Source organism: Azorhizophilus paspali, from assembly GCF_043587585.2.
Lineage (GTDB): Bacteria > Pseudomonadota > Gammaproteobacteria > Pseudomonadales > Pseudomonadaceae > Azotobacter > Azotobacter paspali.
The window spans coordinates 2,305,630-2,322,316 of sequence record NZ_CP171449.1 but is presented as its reverse complement, the minus strand read 5'-3'; the positions used below and the strand labels follow the sequence as shown (position 1 = coordinate 2,322,316).

The 16,687-nt window shown below is 63.8% G+C and carries 16 protein-coding genes, 1 tRNA gene and 1 pseudogene; 13 read left to right on the top strand and 5 right to left on the bottom strand.

What is annotated here, in order from left to right; all coding sequences use genetic code 11:
• Positions 1-355: 355 nt before the first annotated feature.
• Positions 356-1,288, bottom strand: a pseudogene (locus tag ACGI6K_RS11110) (IS630 family transposase).
• A gap of 355 nt (positions 1,289-1,643) precedes the next feature.
• On the opposite strand from ACGI6K_RS11110, the gene ACGI6K_RS11105 reads away from it, so the two are divergent.
• Both ACGI6K_RS11105 and ACGI6K_RS11100 read left to right on the top strand, forming a co-directional pair.
• A tRNA-Ser gene (locus ACGI6K_RS11105) sits at positions 1,644-1,733 on the top strand.
• A gap of 1,028 nt (positions 1,734-2,761) precedes the next feature.
• Positions 2,762-3,187: a hypothetical protein gene (locus ACGI6K_RS11100; RefSeq protein WP_376943567.1), complete on the top strand. Its 426-nt coding sequence runs from the start codon at positions 2,762-2,764 to the stop codon at positions 3,185-3,187.
• 684 nt (positions 3,188-3,871) lie between these two features.
• Here the strand turns inward: ACGI6K_RS11100 and ACGI6K_RS11095 are convergent.
• The 3 genes from ACGI6K_RS11095 to flgA form a co-directional block, all read right to left on the bottom strand.
• Entirely contained in the window at positions 3,872-4,321 is a 450-nt protein-coding gene (locus tag ACGI6K_RS11095; protein WP_376943569.1) for a flagella synthesis protein FlgN, read from the bottom strand.
• Positions 4,322-4,345: 24 nt separating this feature from the next.
• A complete protein-coding gene (gene flgM / locus ACGI6K_RS11090) occupies positions 4,346-4,633 on the bottom strand; it encodes a flagellar biosynthesis anti-sigma factor FlgM (RefSeq protein ID WP_376943571.1) in 288 nt (95 codons plus the stop codon).
• Between the two features lie 100 nt (positions 4,634-4,733).
• Positions 4,734-5,429, bottom strand: a complete 696-nt coding sequence (gene flgA / locus ACGI6K_RS11085; RefSeq protein WP_376943573.1) for a flagellar basal body P-ring formation chaperone FlgA — start codon at positions 5,427-5,429, stop codon at positions 4,734-4,736.
• Positions 5,430-5,589: 160 nt separating this feature from the next.
• Here flgA and flgB point away from each other — a divergent pair, with 160 nt between their 5' ends.
• From flgB to flgL, 11 genes are all read left to right on the top strand, one after another.
• On the top strand, positions 5,590-6,000 hold the full coding sequence (flgB, locus tag ACGI6K_RS11080) for a flagellar basal body rod protein FlgB (RefSeq protein WP_376943575.1): 411 nt from the start codon (positions 5,590-5,592) through the stop codon (positions 5,998-6,000).
• Between the two features lie 10 nt (positions 6,001-6,010).
• The gene (gene flgC / locus ACGI6K_RS11075) at positions 6,011-6,418 is read left to right on the top strand and encodes a flagellar basal body rod protein FlgC (RefSeq protein ID WP_376943577.1); all 408 of its coding nucleotides are present in this window, start codon (positions 6,011-6,013) and stop codon (positions 6,416-6,418) included.
• A gap of 8 nt (positions 6,419-6,426) precedes the next feature.
• Positions 6,427-7,098, top strand: coding sequence for a flagellar hook assembly protein FlgD (gene flgD, locus ACGI6K_RS11070; protein WP_376943579.1), 672 nt, complete (start codon positions 6,427-6,429; stop codon positions 7,096-7,098).
• Positions 7,099-7,180: 82 nt separating this feature from the next.
• Positions 7,181-8,332: a flagellar hook protein FlgE gene (gene flgE, locus ACGI6K_RS11065; protein WP_376943581.1), complete on the top strand. Its 1,152-nt coding sequence runs from the start codon at positions 7,181-7,183 to the stop codon at positions 8,330-8,332.
• 13 nt (positions 8,333-8,345) lie between these two features.
• Positions 8,346-9,101: a flagellar basal body rod protein FlgF gene (locus tag ACGI6K_RS11060; protein ID WP_376943583.1), complete on the top strand. Its 756-nt coding sequence runs from the start codon at positions 8,346-8,348 to the stop codon at positions 9,099-9,101.
• A 49-nt stretch (positions 9,102-9,150) separates the two neighbouring features.
• Entirely contained in the window at positions 9,151-9,933 is a 783-nt protein-coding gene (gene flgG, locus ACGI6K_RS11055) for a flagellar basal-body rod protein FlgG (protein WP_376943585.1), read from the top strand.
• A gap of 26 nt (positions 9,934-9,959) precedes the next feature.
• Entirely contained in the window at positions 9,960-10,640 is a 681-nt protein-coding gene (locus ACGI6K_RS11050; RefSeq protein ID WP_435576113.1) for a flagellar basal body L-ring protein FlgH, read from the top strand.
• Between the two features lie 11 nt (positions 10,641-10,651).
• Complete coding sequence (locus tag ACGI6K_RS11045; protein ID WP_376943589.1) at positions 10,652-11,797, top strand: flagellar basal body P-ring protein FlgI; 1,146 nt, start codon at positions 10,652-10,654, stop codon at positions 11,795-11,797.
• Positions 11,797-12,774: a flagellar assembly peptidoglycan hydrolase FlgJ gene (flgJ, locus tag ACGI6K_RS11040; RefSeq protein WP_376943591.1), complete on the top strand. Its 978-nt coding sequence runs from the start codon at positions 11,797-11,799 to the stop codon at positions 12,772-12,774. Before ACGI6K_RS11045 ends, flgJ begins: the two co-directional genes overlap by 1 nt.
• Positions 12,775-12,866: 92 nt before the next feature.
• Entirely contained in the window at positions 12,867-14,492 is a 1,626-nt protein-coding gene (gene flgK, locus ACGI6K_RS11035; protein WP_376943593.1) for a flagellar hook-associated protein FlgK, read from the top strand.
• A gap of 19 nt (positions 14,493-14,511) precedes the next feature.
• Positions 14,512-15,717, top strand: coding sequence for a flagellar hook-associated protein FlgL (gene flgL / locus ACGI6K_RS11030; protein WP_376943595.1), 1,206 nt, complete (start codon positions 14,512-14,514; stop codon positions 15,715-15,717).
• A 175-nt stretch (positions 15,718-15,892) separates the two neighbouring features.
• Here flgL and fliR read toward each other — a convergent pair whose 3' ends face one another.
• A complete protein-coding gene (gene fliR / locus ACGI6K_RS11025) occupies positions 15,893-16,687 on the bottom strand; it encodes a flagellar biosynthetic protein FliR (RefSeq protein WP_376943597.1) in 795 nt (264 codons plus the stop codon).

Below are 16,687 nucleotides of genomic sequence, written 5' to 3'. Positions count from 1 at the left end.
ATGACAAAAACGATGAGACCGACTTGCCTGATTTTTTGAGGAGGTCTGAACATGCTCTGCCTTTCTTATTGTTGATACGACATCTTTTTTATGCATATTTCATGCCCGAAATTGCCTTCGGGCGAGGGTGAAGTGTGCGGATGCCTGAAAACTCTAAGGGATTCCGTACAGGAGTTTAGAAAAAATTTTCATGATTTTTCTATTTTTATATCATTTTCATTCATGGCCGCTTTTAAGGAGGCCGCTCGCACAGTACGGTGGGGCATTCCTGGGTTGACAGAGGCATGCCGATGATCCGGTACAGACTTTCCCGTGCATCCACGCAAGCAGCCTGCCTGGCTAGGGCATTTTTACCTTATTCTGATTCATATCCGGCTGCCTCGAAGTAGTGCCTGCAGTCCTGCGCCGAGAACTGCCCGATTGCCTCGCCAATGCTCTGCTACAGCTGCGGCACGGTCCGCGCCGCCGCCTTTCGCAGCAGCGCCTTGAGCTTGGAGAATGCCCTTTCGATCGGGTTCAGGTCGGGGCTATAGGGAGGCAGGTAGCGCAGTGTGGCTCCTGCGCCTTCAATGGCCTGGCGTACCGGCCGGCAGGTTGTCCATCACCACGATAGCGCCGGGCGTCAGCTCGGGAACCAGAACCTGCTCGACATAGGCCAGGAAGGCCGGGCCGTTCATGGCGCCGTCGAGCACCAGCGGAGCAGTTAGCCCATCCACGCGCAGGCCGGCGGTAAAGGTCGTGGTTTTCCAGTGACCGTGAGGGACCGCGGCCAGGCAGCGCTCGCCGCGAGGGGCCCAGCCTCGTAGGCGGGCCAGGTTGGTCGCGGCGGCGGTTTCGTCGACGACGATCAGCTTGCGCCAGTCGAAGCCGGGTTGTTCCTCGAGCCACTCCTGTCGCGCTGCCTGGACGTCCGGCCGCTGCTGCTCGGCCGCATGCGCGGTCTTTTTTTGAACGTCATGCCGTGCCGGTCGAGAAACGTCCATACCGTCGCCAGGCTGACCCGAATACCGCGCTCCCGCTCGAGGGTTGCGGCGAGCTCGGCCAGCGTCAGGTCGGGGGTTTGCTCGAGCAGGCCGAGCAGGTAGTGCGCATGGGGATCGAGCCGCAAGCCCCGGGGCTTGCCCTGTCGGCGGGCGACGAGCTCCCCGCCTTCCCGAAAGCGCCGTACCCACACGATCGCCGTCGCCGTGCCGATGTCGAATCGCTCGGCGGCCTGCCGAGCCGACAGCCCGCCCATGGCCGCGTCGACGACGCGTCGGCGAAGATCGGCACTGTATGCTCGAGCCATTCTGGTCTCCTTGTCTGAGCGGGAGAGGAGGCCCGAAATGACCAGGAAGAGCAACCCCTGTATGTCGAATTCGTGTTTTCAAAAAATGCTCTAGCTTGGCACTTGTGGCTTTGACTGGCTTGGCATTGCCCCGCTGAGCCAACACCTGTAGGACGTGATTCAACTGTTCTGCAGCAGCCTCTTCGTTTCCCTGGCGTTGGCTTTGCACGATGATGCCACTTCGTCATGGGGGCGTTTGCCGTGAATCGATTTTTCTGGCTAAACGCATGAATTTTTTGAAAAAAGCTTTGCTTTCTTGGGTTCGTTCGGATAAATTGCGCGCCGTCGACAGGCTACAGAGCCAGTTGGTTTTTCCGGTGGGGTGTCCGAGCGGTTGAAGGAGCACGCCTGGAAAGTGTGTATACGGGAAACCGTATCGAGGGTTCGAATCCCTCCTCCACCGCCAGATTAGAAAGAACGCAAGCCCCTGATGATCGAGTAGATTTCAGGGGCTTTTTCTTGTGTGTACTATATTTGGGACAAGTCTAGGGCAAAAATGGCGTCATCCATGCCGTTATATGCCGCGCTGGCTTGTTTCCGGCCCCATCGTTGGCGAAACCATGCTGGCCATGCGCTTGGTGTCAGGGTATCTGGCGGCCGTAAAGTTTCTTCAGCGTCGTTGTATTGCTGTGGCCAAGGTGGCGGGCAACCGGCTCGACAGGGATATGACTCGACAGTGCCTGGCTAGCGAATGCGTGCCGACATCGGTTCAATCCGCACTGGCGAACGCCGGCCCGCTCTAAATGCCTCGTGAACCGGAGCGGTATGCTGGAGGCACGTCAAGATTTCCGCTGACTCCGAAACGCAAAGCGCACGTTGTCACGTTTCAGGGTCATGTTGTCACGCTGAACCTATCGACGGTAACGATTGGTAGGGTGCTTGTTACCGCATGCTGTTGCGCAACTGTTCTAGGGCCTGTTAACACTACTCGTTGCGAGCCGCGTTGCTGCGCCAAATGGCGCCAGGCCGGGCCGCGATCGGCGCGGCGCGGGACGCAGGGAATGGCATTGCCTTGCCAAGTCCCGCAACGACGCATGGCGCCATTTGCCGCGCAGCCTGGGCGGCCCCACCCGCAGGGACGGGCCTGTTTTTGCGCGGTGCGTCGTTGCTCGTCGTTCATTTGCAATGACCAAGCTTCTCTGCCCGCGCCTAACCCCGCGCAAAAAACAGGCTCCGTCGCGGCCGCACGGAGTAGTGTTAGCAGGCCCTAGCGCTAGCGCGATCGGTCGCAACCTTGCGGCCCCGGTTTTTCTCCTTTGGAACCTTGTATGCCGATTCCACCTTGGCACGCCTGACCGTGCCAGTCTCCATTGCTGTCCTCGCGGGTTGCCAACGGTGCCAGGTGTGTCTGCGGATAGTACGAAGCCCAGTGACCACGCGGGTTTGATTGAAGATGTTACGAAAAAGCGGACAGCTGCAAAGCTCAGGAAGTAGGTGCACCTCCGCTACCGAATGCCGGTGTACGAGGTGATGGATGTCTGCGATACCCCGGACATGATTCGCTGGCTCAAGGAGCGCTACCGGCTCTGCGACGGCAGTGCCTACAGGCCGGCTCGTGAAGTCCGCATTACCGGGCCGGCATTGCTTGATAGAACTTCGGGTCGGCTGCTTGCCTCGAATACAACGTGTTTGTTGGATGAGCACTGTTGCATAGGAGCGGCCATGTGGATAGACGAAGATAAATTCGACCTCGAACATCAGGGGCTGCTTGATCGCGAGGCTGACAAGTTTCTGAGAGACCTTGAAGATGATGGTCTCGACTATTCGTTCGAGGACGAAGTTTTGGAAACCCTGGTAGAGCTGGAGCCAGGAGATGAAGACGGCTGGGATGAGGATATCGAAAGCTGGGATGATCTCTAGCCGATACTTTCCATGGGGGCCCGCCCCGTGCTGGCTTTTTCTTGTACGCCCAGCATGGGCACATTCCTGTGGGTGAGCGTTCCGCCGTAAGTCGGTCCCTCCTGGTCGGCGGAGACTATGGTACTCGCAGGCTAGGCCGGGAAAACTGGCATCTGCGACGGAGGGCCGAACGAGAGGGCGTGCCCAAAGTCATGTCGATGTGGAGGCCTGCGCCAGAAATCCGCACGAGCGGAGCGGGACGGGGGTGAAGTCTCGGGCGGGGTATGCCTTGGTGGAGCCTGGAGCCTGGAGCACGCGGCATGACACGGACGACACAGGAGCGCCGCCGCTGGAGGCGATCCTAATGCGAGAGAGTCTGCGGCAAGCGTTCAAACGGAAGGGATCGGCAGGCGTGGGCGGGCTGGACATCGACTAGGCAGCTTGACTGTTGGTGACCGAGTATCTGCGTATCCGGGAGGTGCTGCTGGGGGACGTGCGGGCCGAGTCCGTTCTATTGACTGTATGTCCTAGGCGTTTGGCGACCTGGAGCGGAGTGGAGGCGTGCGCATGGGGGCAGAATCTCTCCTCCAGCGCAAGATCGAATGGAGGAAGCCCCGACCCATTCGTTTCCGACTTAAAAGTTTCAGGCTGTTTGCGAGCGTTGCTTCCCCGAGGGTTCGTGGCGCTGTTGGCGTGGTCCGTTTCTTAGCTGGACAGGCCGCCGAGGTTGCCACCACGTCGGGTACGGCCGTCCGGGCCGTAGAGCGAGTGCCCAGCCGCTTCGTGCAGAAAGTTCAGGATGCGCTGGTTGTGTCCATGGCGTATGCGGATGGTGTCACCGTTGAGACGGTTCAGCAGTTGGGCGCGGCCGGCCAATTCGAGTAACTGTTGCCAGGCGGGAAGACAGCCGGCGTCGCTGGCCGCCTGTTCGGCACCGCGGCGTCCCGCGCTATAGCCCAGCTTGGCCTGGGCGTTGCCGCGCTGCTTTTCCAGATGTTCGAGTTCGTCCAACAGGGTCCGCTTGGCGGCGGCCAGGTCGGCCAGGCGCTGGCCGTCGACGGCCGCCTCGGTGAGGGCCTGGCGCTCTTCCTCGAGTAGTTCGACGAAACGCTGCAGAGTCTGGTGCTGGGTTGCGAGGTGCTTGCTCAGGCTCATGGAAATCCTTCCGAGTGAAAATGCTCAGGCTCCATCGCCGAGCAGTTCGCGGACGCTGTCGATCAGTCCTTTGGCGATACGTTCGGCGCGGATCTGCAAACGGCCTTCGCCGATCGCCTGACGGATTTCCACGACGCGGGCCATGTCGATGTCCCGTGTGGCGTCCGTTTCGGCGGACTGGCCGATATTAGCGACGACGGCAGGCGATTCCGTCCGGCTGGTGGGAGCGCCACGCTGGATGCGCAGGCCGGCTTCCCGGTTGTCGGTCGGTCGTGCGGCTCCCGGCGGAGTGGAGGGGTTGTCGATTTTCACGGTGGATTTCTCCCGCAGTGTTTCCGAAACGAATTATCGGCCCTCCATGGACAAACTTGAGTAGTCACTTCGCGGAAATGCAAAGGCTGGGCGCCGGAGTTCACTGGGCGACCTGTAGCCGGTTGCGGCCGACGACCCTGCCACGCAGTATTTCCCCCGTTTCGGTGCGCACTCGCACTAGGCTGTCCAGAGCGCCGCTGTCGAGCGCGGTGGCTTTCCGGCTGATGACGAAGCCGGGTCCCTGGGCTTCGAGGACGACCTGAGCATTGCGCTCGATCAGTTCGAGCGCGCGCAGAGCGCTGCGCTGGAAGGTGCTGCCTTCGGCAATGGCGCGAGTGGCCTGCATGCCGAGGATCTCGTCGGTGGCAATGGCCGCGTTGCGAGGCAGGCGCTCCAGGCGTCCCCGGCGCATCGCGAGCATATCCGCCTCGACAATTTCGCCGGGCTCTATCGCGCGCCGAGCGATCGCATATTCTCCGAGGATGCCGACGCTGGCCTGTAGGTAGCGGGCGGGCTGGTTCGTGCCGGCGCACTGGACGCCAATCGCCAGCCGCCCTGATAGGCGCTGGTTCGGTTGCGGTAGGAATGGCCGCGGGTCTTCGCAGTCGAGAAGGGCGGCGGCCGGGCGTTCGAGTTCGATGCGCAGTTCTTGCCGTTCGCCGGGCGGCAGGCGCTGCACGATCAACTCGCGGACGCGGGTTTCCAGCAAGTCCGGTGCGGCCCAAGTCGGTTGCCAGGCCAGCAGGTATGGGAGGGCTCCCATCAGAAGGAAGCGGAGCGGAGGGGGGCTCGACATGCGGTTGTTCCGTCGGCGGCGGGACAGGAATTCTAGGGAGTCCGGCGCCGGGACAAAAGGGTGGAATTGCTTGGTAAATGCGAGCCTGTTTCCGCCTTTGCCACGAAAGGCATGCTGTTACTTTGCCATCAATCGAATGATCGTCAGGGGAATCGCAGGCATGTTCGACAAGCTCGACGCCACGTTGCGCTTTCAACAGGAAGCTTTGAATCTGCGCAGCGAGCGCCATCAGGTGCTGGCCGCCAACGTCGCCAATGCCGATACGCCGGAGTTCCGGGCACGCGACTTCGACTTTTCCCGCGAGTTGGCCAAGGCCGTCAAGGAAGGGCGGGGCTCTTCCTCCATGAGCCTGACGACTACCTCGTCGCGGCATCTGGAGGGCGCCTCGACCACCTTCGCGGTGCGCGAACTGCTGTACCGGGTTCCCGACCAGCCCAGCCTGGACGGCAACACCGTGGATATGGATCGCGAGCGGGCCCAGTTCGTCGACAACACGGTGCGCTACCAGGCCAGCCTGACTTTCCTGGACAGTCGCCTGCAAGGGCTCAAGACAGCCATGCAGCCAGAGTGAGGTAGAGCACATGTCGATGTTCAACATCTTCGATATCGCCGGCTCGGCATTGAGCGCGCAGTCACAGCGCATGAACGTGACCGCCAGCAATCTGGCCAACGTGGACAGTGTTGGCAGCGAGGATGGCCAGGCCTATCGTGCCAAGCAGGTGCTGTTCGAAAGCATGGCCCGCGGGCGTTCCGACACCGGTGGGGTGCGGGTGGTGCGGGTCCTGGAGGACCCCTCGCCGTTGCGCCAAGAATATCATCCCGAACACCCGCTGGCCAACGAGGAGGGCTACGTGAGCCTGCCCAACGTCGAGCCCGTGCACGAAATGGTCAACATGATCGCCGCCTCGCGTTCCTACCAGGCCAACGTGGAGGTGATGAACACCAGCAAGCAGATGCTGCTGAAAACCCTGACTCTCGGCGAGGGCTGAATTCTTCCATGAGCACCATCGACACTTCGGTCGTCAACGCCATGAACGGCACCGCCAGCGCGACACAGAGTACCAGCAGTAGCGCCGACGATCTGCGGGAAAACTTCATGACCCTGCTGATCGCGCAACTGCAGAACCAGGACCCGCTGAAGCCCATGGAGAACGCCGAACTGACCTCGCAGCTTGCGCAGATCAACACCCTGAACGGCATCGAGGAACTGAACGCCACGCTGGAAGGCATCACCGGCCAGATCGGCGAGACCCAAGCCTTGCAGGCCGCGGCGCTGGTCGGTCGCGGCGTGCTGGTGTCGGGCAGCCAGGTGCTGGTCGGCAGCGAAGAGGCCACGCCGTTCGGCATCGAGCTGGATCAGGCCGCCGATTCGGTCAAGGTGACCCTGGCCGACAGCAGCGGCACCGTGGTGCGCCAGTTCGACCTGGGCGCTCTCGATGCCGGCGTGCACTCCTTCAACTGGGACGCCCTCCTGGAGGATGGCAGCGTGGCTCCGGACGGCGCCTACAAGGTGACGGTCGAGGCCCTTGCCGAGGGCGAGAGGCTGTCCACCACCACCCTGAGCTATGCCCTGGTCAGCGGCGTGACCCGTACCGATAGCGGTCCGTTGCTGGATCTGGGCGCTCTCCGGGGGCAGGTCAGCCTGCGGGACGTCCGCCAGATTCTCTGAGCCGCCGCCAATTTCTCGACGTTTTTCACGTTCGCCGGCGCCCGCCGGGTGCTCGGCCGCCTCAACCATCACGGAGCAGATCATGGGCTTTTCCCAAGCACTCAGCGGCCTCAATGCCGCCTCCAACAACCTCAACGTAATCAGCAACAACATCGCCAACTCGCAGACCGTCGGTTTCAAGAGTTCCACCACCCAGTTCGCCGATGTTTACGCCAACTCCAGGATCGGCATGGGTGTCCAGGTCGCCGGGGTGGCGCAGAACTTCGCCGCGGGCAACGTGGAAAGCTCCGGCCGCAGTCTAGACCTGGCGATCGGCGGCTCGGGCTTCTTCCGTTTCGAGCAGGCCGGCCAGGTGGTCTATTCGCGCAACGGGCAACTGACCCTGACTCCCGAGGGTTACCTGGAGAACGCCCAGGGCGCACGCCTGCTGGGTTCCAGCGGGGCCATCCAGATTCCCGCCGACGGCATGCAGGCCCGGCCGACCGCGGAATTCGACGCGACGCTCAACCTGGATTCCGGCTCGAACGTGATCGCCGCCGCCTTCGATGCGACCGACAAGGATACCTATTCCTACGCGAATACCTCCACGGTCTTTGACTCGCTGGGCAACTCCCACGAAATGACCCTCTACTTCACCAAAACCGGGGTCAACGAGTGGGCGGTCAATTCCGCGCTCGATGGCACGGTTTCCGCCAGTGCCCCGCAGGTGCTCGACTTCACCGAAAGCGGCCTGCTCGACGGCTATACGCCGACCAGCTTCGACTTCGCCATGACTAATGGCGCTGCGGACATCAGCTTCGAACTCGACCTGACCGGCAGCACCCAGTTCGGCAACGATTTCGAGGTGTCCAGCCTTGACCAGGACGGCTACACCGCCGGCAGCCTGGTGGGTTTCACCATCGAGGAGAACGGCAACGTCGTCGGCAATTATGCCAACGAACAGTCGCTGGTGGTCGGGCAAATCCAACTGGTCGCCTTCCGCAGCCCAGAGGGCCTGCAGCCGGTGGGCGACAACGCCTGGGTGGAAACCGCGGCCTCCGGACAACCGCTGGTGGGTACGGCCGGCAGCGGCCAGCTTGGCTCCCTGGTAAGCGGCAGTGTGGAGGCTTCCAACGTCGATCTGACCAAGGAATTGGTGAACCTGATCATCGCCCAGCGCAACTTCCAGGCCAACGCCCAGTCGGTTTCGACGCAGAGCGAAGTGCTCGAACAGGCAGTCAACCTCGGCCGCTGACGGAGCCTGATCCATGGATCGCATGTTGTTCACCGCCATGAGCGGCGCCAAGCAGAGTCTCGACCAGCAGGCGGTGGTCACGCACAACCTGGCCAACGCTGTGACCCCGGGCTTCCGCGCCCAGTTGATGGAGCTGCAGGCCGTTCCGGTCGACGGCGAGGGGCTGCCGACTCGCGTCTCAGTGCGCGCTACCACCTCCGGCGTCGATTTCAGCCAGGGGCCGGTCACCCGCACCGGCCGTCCGTTGGACGTGGCGCTCGACGGCAATGCCTGGCTGGCGATACAGGCCGCCGACGGCAGCGAGGCCTATACCCGGCGTGGCGACGTGCAGATCGACGGCAACGGCCTAATGACGGTGGCTGGCCATCCGCTGATCGGCGACAGCGGCCCGCTGACGGTGCCCCTGGGCAGCCAGGTGAGCATCGGCGCCGACGGTACCGTCAGCGTGGTGGAGGAGGGGCAGGACCCCGACACCAATGCCGTGGTGGCCCACCTGAAGCTGGTCAGCGCCGCTCCCGGAGAGCTCGAGCGCGGCGAGGACGGCCTGTTCCGCACGCCTCCGGACGATACCGGCGTCTCTCAGCCACTGGCGGTCGACGAGACCGCCCGGCTGGTCACCGGAGCCCTGGAGGGGAGCAACGTCAGCGCTACCGAAGCCATGGTGGCGATGATCGACAACGCGCGGCGCTACGAGATGCAGATGAAGGCTATCGATAGCGCCGACGACAACGCCCAGCGTGCCAACGCCCTGCTATCCCTGCAGGGTTGACGAGCATATGCGGCCGTCGCGGCGGCCGTGAACGGAGGAAGATTCACCGATGATAAGATCGTTGTGGACGGCCAAGACCGGCCTAGAGTCCCAGCAGGTGCAGATGGACGTGATCGCCAACAACTTGGCGAACGTCGCGACCAACGGTTTCAAGCGCACGCGGGCGGTTTTCGAGGACCTGCTGTACCAAAATCTGCGCCAACCCGGTGCCGACAACACCACCCAGACCAGGCTGCCGTCCGGCTTGCAGATCGGCACCGGCGTGCGTCCGGTGGCCACCGAGCGCCTGCATTCCCAGGGCAACCTGCAGGGCACCGAGAACTCGAACGACCTGGCGATCGACGGCAAAGGCTTCTTCCAGGTCGAGCTGCCCGACGGAACCACCGCCTACACTCGCGACGGCAGCTTCCAGCTCGACGAGAACGGCCAGATGGTCACCTCCAGCGGCTACCTGCTGATGGGTGGCGTCACCATTCCCGACAATGCCCTGTCGGTGACCGTCAGCCAGGACGGCATCGTCTCGGTGACCCAGCCGGGCAATGCCCAGGCTAACCAGGTCGGCCAGCTCAACTTGGCGCTGTTCATCAACCCGGCTGGCTTGCAGAGCGTCGGCGAGAACCTCTACTTGGAAACCGCTAGCTCGGGTGCGCCCAACGAGAACATCCCCGGAACCAACGGGGCCGGCCGTCTCTACCAGCGTTACGTGGAAACCTCCAACGTCAACGTGGTGGAAGAGATGGTCAGCATGATCCAGACCCAGCGCGCCTACGAGATCAATAGCAAGGCCGTGGAAACCTCGGACGAGATGCTCGCGCGTCTGACTCAGCTATAAGCAAGCGCATGGCAAGGAATAATCGAGTGCTTCGTGCATGGCTGCTTCTCCTGGCCCGCGCCCTACCGCTGGCCGCGCTATTCCTGGCGGCCGGCTGCGCGCAACTGCCGCGGACCTCGGTGGTCAAGGACCAGCCGCTGGAGGTGCCGCAGATGCCGCTCAGGCAGGCTAACGGTTCCATCTTCCAGGTCGGCCACATCTACCAGCCGCTGTTCGAGGACCGCCGCCCGCGGATGATCGGCGACATCCTGACCATAGTGCTCAACGAGCAGGTCAGTGCCAGCAAGAACTCGGCCTCCAACGCCAACCGTTCCTCGGGCATGTCGCTGGGCTTCTCCACTACCTCGGACAAGCCGGAGAAGGTCGGCGAGTTCGGCGCCGAGGCCTCGGGCGACAACGACTTTTCCGGCAGCGGTGGCTCGCGGGCGAACAACTCCTTCACCGGCACCATCACCGTGACCGTGCAGCAGGTGATGCCCAACGGCAATCTGCGCGTGGTCGGTGAAAAACAGATCGCCATCAATCAGGGAACCGAGTACATCCGCTTTTCCGGACTGGTCAATCCACGCACCATCACTGTGCAGAACACGGTGTCTTCGACCCTGGTGTCCATGGCCCGCATCGAATACGTGGGCGACGGCTACATCAACGAGACCCAGCACATGGGCTGGCTGCAGCGCTTCTTCCTCAACGTCTCTCCCTTCTGATGCCTTCCGCCATGCCTGATTCCGTTTCCCGTGTCCCCTCCGCCGGTACAGCATGCCGGACGCTGCGCCGGCTGATCTGTCTCGTCTGCCTGCTGCTCCCGGTCGCGGCGCCGGCCGAGCAGGTACGCGACATCGCCGACTTCGCCGGCGTGCGCAACAACGTGCTGGTCGGCTATGGCCTGGTGGTTGGCCTGGACGGAACCGGCGACCAGACTACCCAGACGCCTTTCACTGAGCAGGGCCTGACCAACATGCTCTCGCAACTGGGCATCACCGTACCGTCCGGCAGCAACATGCAGATGCGCAACGTCGCGGCGGTGATGGTGACCACCAACCTGCCGCCATTCGCCCGTCCCGGCCAGCAAGTCGACGTCGTTGTGTCCTCCATCGGCAATGCCCGCAGCCTGCGCGGCGGCACCCTGCTGATGACGCCGCTCAAGGGCATGGACGGGGAGACCTACGCGCTGGCCCAGGGCAACCTACTGGTGGGCGGGGTCGGTGCCCAGGCCAACGGCAGCAGCGTGCAGATCAACCAGCAGGCCGGCGGTCGGATCGCCCGCGGCGCGCTGGTGGAGCGCGAGGTGCCGCTCATGCTCGGCGGCTCTAGGGGCGAACTCGATCTCTACCTGCGCAGTCCCGACTTCGCCACCGCCCGGCGGGTGGTGCTGGCCATCAACAACGAGTTCGGCCGCACCGTGGCCTCCGCCCAGGACGGCGGCCTGATCCGCCTGCAAAGCCCTTCGTCGCCGAACGAGCGGGTCAATTTCATGGCGCGGGTGGAGGGCGTCCAGGTCACGCCGATAGCGGAGCGGCCCAAGGTGATCGTCAACTCGCGCACCGGCGCCGTGGTACTCAACGGTGCGGTCAAGCTGCACCGGGCCGCCGTGGCGCACGGTAACCTGTCGATCGTCATCGACACCGACAACAGCGTCTCCCAGCCGGAGCCCTTCAGCCGGGGGCAGACGGCGGCGACGCCGAACAGCAATATCTCCATCGAGCAGAAGGGAGGCGCCCTGCACCTGGTCGAGAGCAGCGCCGACCTGATGGACGTGGTCAAGGCGCTCAACGCCCTCGGCGCTACGCCCCAAGACCTGATGTCGATCCTCGAAGCCCTGAAGGCCGCCGGCTCCCTGCGCGCCGAACTGGAGATCATCTGATGGCCACGGCGGCGCTCGGCGAGCGTTTCGCCCTCGACCTGCAGGGGCTGCAGCACCTCAAGCACACGGCCCGCGAGGACTCGCCGGCCGCGCTGCGCGAGGCGAGCAAGCAGTTCGAAGCGCTGTTCCTGCAGGCCATGCTGAAAAGCATGCGCAAGGCCAGCCCGCAGTCGGGCCTGTTCGACAGCGAGCAGACCCGTCTCTACACCGAACTGCTGGACCAGCAGTGGGCGCAGCATCTGGCCGGCCGTGGTCTGGGACTGGCCGAACAACTGGCCGACCAGTTGCGCGGCGCCGTCCAGGCCAGCGGCGCCGTGGAAAGTGCCAAGGAGGAAAACCTGCTGGCCGGGATTCCGCGCGCCACGCCGAAGGCGCTGTACGGCGCGCTGGCACCGTCGTCCTCCGGGAGCGGGCGGAGCGCTCGCTCGCCGGAGGATTCGCTGGGTGCCGTGGTGGAGCGTCCGGCCCATGTCACCGACTTCCTCGCCCGGCTGCGTGAGCCGGCGCAGCGGGCCAGCCGTGCTAGCGGCGTGCCCGCCGAACTGATCCTCGCCCAGGCGGCCCTGGAAACCGGCTGGGGACGCCGGCAGATCGCCACGGCCGACGGCGACGACAGTTACAACCTGTTTGGCATCAAGGCCGGCAGCCGCTGGCGCGGCGCGACGGCCGACGTGCTGACCACCGAATACGTCGACGGTCAGGCACAGAAACGGGTGGAGCGCTTCCGTGCCTATCCGACCCTGGATGCCGCGCTGTCCGACTATGCCCGGCTGATCGGCGGCAATCCCCGTTACGCCGGGGTGGTCGCCGCGCCGGACTCGGCCCAGGCGGCGCGCGAGCTGCAGCAGGCCGGCTATGCCACCGACCCGGCCTATGCCGACAAGCTCATCGCGGTCATGGCCAGCTTCGGACCGCTCGGTCAGACGCAGGAAGTCGCCGGCCTGGACGTGGGCGGTTCGCCGCGGGCGGCCGACTAAATGCGCGGTCCGGCGCAAAGATACGGCCAAGTGCCTCAAGTCCTGGCCGCCGCGGCCGATAACCTGAAGCAAGCTGCGAAAGGGAAGGTTTCATGAGTATTTTCTCCATTGGCGTCAGCGGCTTGAATGCCGCCCAGGTGGCCTTGAACACCACCTCCAACAACATCACTAACGTCTATACGGACGGCTACAACCGCCAGGTCACCCTGCTCGGCGAGAACAAGCTGGGCTATGGCGTGCAGAGCAACGGTGTGCAGCGCCAGTTCAGCCTGTTCGTTGCCACCCAGCTCAACCAGTCGACTAGCACTTCCAGCGCGCTGGAGGCCTACGAGACGCAGATCACCCAGATCGACAACCTGCTGGCGGACAGCGAGGCAGGCATGGGGCCCTTGTTACAGGGCTTCTTCTCCTCCCTGCAGGACTTGGCCTCGGCGCCTTCCGATCCGGCCGCCCGCCAGGGGCTGATCGGTACCGCCGATACCCTGACCGCGCAGTTCCGCGCTTTCGACGATTACCTGAACAACATGCAGCAGGGCGTCAACGGGCAGATCGAGGACGTGGTTTTCCAGATCAACAACACCGCCGAGCAGATCGCCATGCTCAACCGCGAAATCGGCCTGGCCAAGGCCAAGACCGGCACGGCGCCCAACAGTCTGCTGGATCAGCGCGACCAACTGGTCGCCGAACTGAGCGGCATGGTCGATGCGGATCTGACCATTCAGGACGGCGACAGCTACAACATCAGCATCGGTAACGGCCAGGCCCTAGTCTCCGGTACCAGGAGCTTCGCCCTGGAGGACATGTCCTCGTCGGCGGACCCGACGCGCACCGTGGTTGGCTACCGCGATGGCGCCGGCAACCTACGTGAGCTCTCGGAAACCACCTTCAAGGGCGGCGAACTGGGCGGACTGATGACCTTCCGCCGGGAAGCCCTGGACAAGACCCAGAACCAGCTCGGCCAGCTCTCCGTGTCCCTGGCCCAGGGCTTCAACGCGCAGCACATGGCCGGCGTCGACTACGAGGGCAACCCCGGACAGGAATTCTTCGCCACCACCCAGCCGACCGTCTACAGCAACGCCAACAACACCAGCAGCGCCTACCTCGAGGCGGAATTCCTCGCCGACGTTAGCGGCCTCACCGCCAGCGACTACACGGTGAAGTACACCGCCGCCGACGGCTATACGGTGACCCGCAACGACACCGAGGAAGTCGTTGAAACCTTCGCGGCTGTCGCCACCACCCTGGAGTTCGGTGGCATGAGCGTGACGGTCAGTGGCACCCCGGCCGAAGGCGACCGCTTCCTCGTCCTGCCGACCAAGCGCGCTGCCGGTGGGCTCGAAAACCTGATCCACGACACCTCGCTGATCGCCGCCGGCCAGGACGATGGCAGCGGCACTGGCAGCGGCGACAACCGCAACGCCCTGGCCCTACAGAACCTGCAGAACAGCGCGCTGGTCGGTGGTGTCGCCACGCTGAGTCAGGCCTATGCCTCGATCGTCGGCGATGTCGGCAACCGAAGCGAAGTGGTGCAGGTCAACCTGGCCGCGCAGCAGGGGCTCACCGAGCAACTGCGCGCCCTGCAGCAGTCGGAATCCGGGGTCAACCTGAACGAGGAGGCGACTAACCTGATCCGTTTCCAGCAGTATTACCAGGCCAGCGCTAAAATTATCGAAGTGGGGGCGACCGTGCTCGATACCCTGCTCGGCCTCAATGCCTGATCCCGGAGGACAGCCAAGCATGCGTATCAGCACCGTCACCATGTTCGAACAGGGTCTGAGTTCGATGGTCCGCCAGCAGAGCGAGTACCTGAAGGTCGGCCAGCAGATCGCCAGCGGCAAGCGGGTGGTCAATCCTTCCGACGATCCCCAGGCCGCTTCGCGGGCGATCAGCGTGTCCCAGTCCCTGGCCGTCAACAAGCAGTACGACGACGCGCGGGTCAGTACCCGCAACGCTCTGTCCCAGCAAGAGAGCGTGCTGAGCAGCGTCGCCAACGCCATCGCCAGCGCCAAGACTGGCCTGGTCCGGGCCGGCAACGGCACCCTCAGCGACGCCGACCGCTCCTCCCTGGCCATCGAGATCAAGGGCATCTACGAAACCCTGTTCGGCCAAGCCAACGCCACCGACGGCGGTGGCCACTACTTGTTCGGCGGCTATCAGGACAGCAGCCCGCCCTTCGTCAAGGACGACATCAGCGGCGCGGTCGCCTATCACGGTGACGAGGGTGTGGTGCTTCAGCAGGTCGATGCTTCGCGGCAGATGCCGAGCAGCGACAACGGCAAGCGGATCTTCCAGACCGTGCACGCCTCCGCCGGTTACTTGGCCCAGGCCGATGCTGACAACGCCGGCAACCTCACCTTCACCGGCCCCAATGTGACCGACTCCTCGGCCATTGACTTCGGCAGCGGTTTCACCCTGGACTTCGCGGTGGACGCCGACGGCGACATCACCTACAGCACCGACGGCGGAATCACCCCGATACCCTATACAGACGGGCAGAGCGTCGCGGTCAACGGCCTGACCCTGACCTTGGAGGGCACTCCGGCCGACGGCGATTCAATCGTCGTGGAGAAGGCCCAGGATGCCGATCCGAACCTGTTCCGCACCCTCGAAAACATGATCGCCGTCCTCGATACGCCGATCGAGACCGACGCCGACCTGGCGCGCTTGCAGAACACCCTGTCCACCTCCAGCCGCGAACTGGACAACGCGCTGGACAACGTGCTGACCGTGCGCGCCTCGATGGGCGCGCGGCTCAACGAACTGGACGTGCTCGACGCGGTGGGCGACAACCGCAACCTGAACTACAAGCAGACCCTTTCCGATCTGGTAGATCTGGACTTCAACGCGGCCATTTCCGAATACCGCCTGCGCGAAGTCGGACTGCAGGCGGCGCAGAAGGCCTTCGTCGATATCAGCAAGTTGTCGCTGTTCAACCTGATCTGAAGACAAGTCCTTTCAAGGCCATCGGCTGCTTTTCGGCAAGGAGCGGGGTCGGTCCGTTCGCGATCGTCGGCTAGGTTCCGGGTATCGCGAACGAGCCCGCTCCCGCTCAGGTGCCATCGGCCTCGCCTCTATGGCCCCATTCGGAGAAACGCGCACGACCTTGAAAGGCTGCCGCTCACACCGGTGTCAGCGACAGGCTGGCGGTCAGTTGCATGATGAAGTCCAGGCCGGCGCGCAGCAGCCCCTGGATAAAGCCTCCCAGATTCCCCATCAGCACTGTTAGCAGGATCAGGCCCAGGCTCAGGGTCAGCGGGAAGCCCACCGAGAACACCGTCAGTTGCGGTGCCGAGCGGTTGAGGATGCCCATCGCCAGGTTGACGATCAGCAGTGAGGCCACCAGCGGCAGAGCCAGCAGTAGGCCCGAGACGAGCAGGGTGCCGCCGTAGCGGGCGAGCATTTCCCAGGCCGAGGGATTGAGGCGCGGCAAGCCGATCGGCAGGCTGGCGAAGGTGCCGGCGAGCAGCTCGAGTTCCAGCAGGTGGCCATCGAAGGCCAGGAACAGCAGCAGCGCGATCGTGTACAGCAGGCGCGAAAGGACCATGCTATTGGTGCCGGTGTCCGGCGAGAAGAAAGTGGCGAAACCCAGGCCCATCTGCAGGCCGATGATGTCGCCGGCCGTCTGTGTCGCGGCGAAGGTGACGCGCATGACCATGCCGATGGCCAGACCGATCAGCATCTGTTCGACCGTGATGCCCAGGCCCGGCCAGGAGAACAGCGCGACTTCCGGTAGCGCCGGCAGGTTGGGCCCCAGCAGCACGCTCAAAAGTACCGCCAGGGCGATCTTCACGCGGGCCGGTACGCCGCTGTGGCCGAACAGTGGGGTGGCCAGCAGGAAGGCGGCGATCCGGCAGAACGGCCAGAAGAAGGCGACCAGCCATTGCTGCAGTTGCGCGTAGTCGACCTCAACCAC

Coding starts and splice junctions, on each gene's coding strand:
- ACGI6K_RS11095 (WP_376943569.1), bottom strand. CDS start 4,321: ATGAGCCTGAGCAAGCACCTCGCAACCCAGCACCAGACTCTGCAGCGT.
- flgA (WP_376943573.1), bottom strand. CDS start 5,429: ATGTCGAGCCCCCCTCCGCTCCGCTTCCTTCTGATGGGAGCCCTCCCA.
- flgB (WP_376943575.1), top strand. CDS start 5,590: ATGTTCGACAAGCTCGACGCCACGTTGCGCTTTCAACAGGAAGCTTTG.
- flgC (WP_376943577.1), top strand. CDS start 6,011: ATGTCGATGTTCAACATCTTCGATATCGCCGGCTCGGCATTGAGCGCG.
- flgD (WP_376943579.1), top strand. CDS start 6,427: ATGAGCACCATCGACACTTCGGTCGTCAACGCCATGAACGGCACCGCC.
- flgE (WP_376943581.1), top strand. CDS start 7,181: ATGGGCTTTTCCCAAGCACTCAGCGGCCTCAATGCCGCCTCCAACAAC.
- ACGI6K_RS11060 (WP_376943583.1), top strand. CDS start 8,346: ATGGATCGCATGTTGTTCACCGCCATGAGCGGCGCCAAGCAGAGTCTC.
- flgG (WP_376943585.1), top strand. CDS start 9,151: ATGATAAGATCGTTGTGGACGGCCAAGACCGGCCTAGAGTCCCAGCAG.
- ACGI6K_RS11045 (WP_376943589.1), top strand. CDS start 10,652: ATGCCTGATTCCGTTTCCCGTGTCCCCTCCGCCGGTACAGCATGCCGG.
- flgJ (WP_376943591.1), top strand. CDS start 11,797: ATGGCCACGGCGGCGCTCGGCGAGCGTTTCGCCCTCGACCTGCAGGGG.
- flgK (WP_376943593.1), top strand. CDS start 12,867: ATGAGTATTTTCTCCATTGGCGTCAGCGGCTTGAATGCCGCCCAGGTG.
- flgL (WP_376943595.1), top strand. CDS start 14,512: ATGCGTATCAGCACCGTCACCATGTTCGAACAGGGTCTGAGTTCGATG.